3 protein-coding genes are annotated in these 3029 nt (G+C 55.8%); 1 reads left to right on the top strand and 2 read right to left on the bottom strand.

Annotated features, from left to right (window positions below; translation table 11 throughout):
• Window positions 1–304: 304 nt before the first annotated feature.
• Both GTA51_RS20195 and GTA51_RS20190 read right to left on the bottom strand, forming a co-directional pair.
• Window positions 305–760 carry an SRPBCC family protein gene (locus tag GTA51_RS20195; RefSeq protein ID WP_160964282.1) on the bottom strand — a complete coding sequence of 152 codons (456 nt, stop codon included), beginning with the start codon at window positions 758–760 and terminating at the stop codon, window positions 305–307.
• Window positions 761–955: 195 nt separating this feature from the next.
• A complete protein-coding gene (locus tag GTA51_RS20190; protein WP_160964281.1) occupies window positions 956–1414 on the bottom strand; it encodes a pyridoxamine 5'-phosphate oxidase family protein in 459 nt (152 codons plus the stop codon).
• A gap of 211 nt (window positions 1415–1625) precedes the next feature.
• On the opposite strand from GTA51_RS20190, the gene GTA51_RS20185 reads away from it, so the two are divergent.
• Entirely contained in the window at window positions 1626–2966 is a 1341-nt protein-coding gene (locus GTA51_RS20185; protein WP_160964280.1) for a sensor domain-containing diguanylate cyclase, read from the top strand.
• Window positions 2967–3029: the final 63 nt, after the last annotated feature.

Below are 3029 nucleotides of genomic sequence, written 5' to 3'. Positions count from 1 at the left end.
GAACTTGATGTCATGGCAATTTATGCCATTTTTTCAAAATTGATCGCCTAAGTGGAAAGGCATCATGAGCTTGCACCAGTTGTCGCTTTCAGGCGTCAAGCCTTTTCTTAGCCGGACAGTAATGACTACAAATGCATACCAGCGATGAGTCTGCGCGCATTCATCAAGGCATTAATTAAAGGAAGCACGTGCCCGAGCTATGAAGACTAAGGAGCTCTCCCTAAGTTAAAGCCACCAAAGGTGAAGTTCTGAGACCATATTAACACAAGGAGGGCCGAAAGGCCCTCCATTTTTGTTCTGAAACCTACCCGAAGAGCGTGGCAAGCTTCTGCTGCCTAAACGCAAAAACCTGCTCCAGCCTTTCCGCGACGACCAGTTTGTGGATGGCAAGACCGAGAACGCCGTAGGGCATGGCGTAATGGACGATATCGGTCATCTCGACGCCCTCGTCCACCTCTCGAAAATGGTGCTGGTGATGCCAGAACCGGTACGGGCCGAAACGCTGCTCGTCCACGAAGTAGTTCGGCGCGGCAACATGGGTGATCTCCGTCACCCAGGTCATGGGCAACCCGGCGAGTGCCTTGATCCGGTACTCGATGATGAGGCCGGGGTACATGCACGGCGGCACTTCCGAGCGGATGTCGAAGCAGAGCCAGTCCGGGGTGATCGCGCCCAGGTTTCGTGGATCGCAGAAAAAGGTCCACGCCTCGGCGAGTGGCATAGGCAGTACTTGGACTTGTTTAATCTGGAAGATTTGCACAGGGCACCTCCCGATTCACCGTTTTCTGCCCGGCGTTGATGTCGCTGAAGTGCACAAGCTCATGGGCCATGCCAGCGTCAAGAAGACCGTCGACCTGTACTCCCACCTGCTCGGTGATGAAAAACGGCGGACCATTGCGAAATTGCCGACCTTGAGCCGGTGTGCGGAGGTGGAAGCGTCCCGAAAAAGACGCACTCATTCGTGGTACCAGCCAGACTCCCCCTGCTTGATGAGATACCCTTTGTCCACCCCATCTAAGAGTTGGAAACTTTTCGGCGTTACGCGCACAATGCCGGTATCGGGGCGTTCGAGCAACGCAGCCAAGTGTGGCCTATGGCCCAGGAACGCCGTACAAATCTTCACGCGCTCCCTATGGGTTGCAAGGAACTCGGCGGTTCCGTGAATGCTCAGGGCCGTGACCATGCTCGGGTCGGTGTAACGGCAGCGGTTGTCGATAAGCAGTGCGACTCTCGGGTTTTCGAGCATGAGCTTCGCCTTATAAGACCCCGTGGACATGGCCAGATAGACCGTCAGCCCGTCCGAACCAGGCAAATAGGACATAAGCGAGGTCCAGGGTCCGCTAGGTGAAATGGCGCTCAACACCGCGAAATCCATCTCCGTAATAAACGCCGATATGCGCCTGAGAATCTCCATCCGTTTGTCCTTGCCCTGTTGGTGGTTACGGTCTTGCGCATGGTAGCATGGCCGTGGGCGGCCGAGCAACCGCCGTCCCGCAGTGGTGGATAACACCTGCTTTGTGATGAGAAACGGCGGACATTGCGAGAGGCGACAGGTTTACAGACGAAGAAAATGTCCCTACTTTCCTTAAATTCTTCACCTCTCATCCCCAGCAAGGAAAGAACAAATGCCCTCAAGCCGGCTCCAGCGCACCATGACGACATTACAAGCCAATGAGGGGTATTTAGTCTTCAAGCAGCTGATCGACAGCCTGATGGAGCATGCGGTCATCCTGGACACCGACGGCACCATCGTTGCCGTCAACAAGGCCTGGACCGACTTTTCTTTACGAAACTTCGGCGGCAAAACCTGCAACATGGAAGGCATCAATTACCTCTCCGTCTGCGAACACGCCACCGGCCCAGCTTCGCGCGAATCCACCGCGGTAGCCACTGGCCTGCGGGATGTCCTTTGCGGCAAATTCCTGGAGTTCAGAATCGAATACCCCTGCCACTCGCCGACTGAAAAACGCTGGTTCCTATTGCACGCCGCGCCGCTCATGATCGACGGTAATATCCAGGGAGCCGTGGTCTTTCACATTCCTGTCACGGAGCGAATGGAAGCCGAACACGCCCTGCTGCAGAGTGAAACCAGATTCACCAATGCCTTCAACTATGCCCCTATCGGCATGGCCCTGGTGTCGCCGGAAGGGCGGTTCCTCAAGGTCAACCCCTCCTTGTGCGACATGTTTGGCTACAGCGCTTCTGAACTTGAAACTATGAACTTTCAAGATTTGACGCACCCAGAAGACCTCGACACTTCACGTAGCCATCTCCAGGCTCTGCTCGAGAACCGGGTCAAATCCTATCGACTGGAAAAGCGATACGTGGTCAAAAATGGAACCCCAATTTGGAGCAGGGTGAGCGTCTCAGCCGCCCCGGATACCGACGGCCGGCCGCTGCAATTAGTCGCGCAGATTGAAGACATAGACCGGCAGAAGAAACTCGAGCAGGAACTGCTCCACTTAGCCACGACCGACCCCCTCACCGGCGTCTGCAACAGGCGGCATTTCCTCGCCAGGGCCGACGAGGAATTCTATCGCAGCAAACGGTATGGGACTCCGTTATCTTTCCTGATGGCGGACATTGATCACTTCAAGAATATCAACGACCGCTACGGGCATGCCGTGGGGGATGTGGTTCTTAAGGACTTCGCCAGGATTATTTGTGTCTGCCTGCGTCAAAGCGATACCATCGGCCGACTCGGCGGCGAGGAGTTCGGCATCCTGTTGCCCGAAACAGAAATTGCCGACGCTCTGACCATAGCCCAACGGATCATAGCCGCCACAGCGGAAACGGTTTTCGACCAAGGAAACTGCAATGTCTCGGCCACGGTCAGCATTGGTATCGCCACGATGCGGGAGAATGACGTGAGCATCGCCGACCTGTCCAAACGTGCTGACGCCGCCCTGTACACTTCCAAGGACACCGGCCGAAACCGAGCGACGGTCTTCCGTGAAAAGGATTAGGCCTTACCTGAGACTGCCCCACTCGTTCACAAATACGCCGCTTCCCGCCCTGGAGGTGCTGCT

The organism is Solidesulfovibrio aerotolerans, from assembly GCF_009856865.1.
Classification (GTDB): domain Bacteria; phylum Desulfobacterota; class Desulfovibrionia; order Desulfovibrionales; family Desulfovibrionaceae; genus Solidesulfovibrio; species Solidesulfovibrio aerotolerans.
This window is presented reverse-complemented; position numbering and strand designations above follow the sequence as displayed.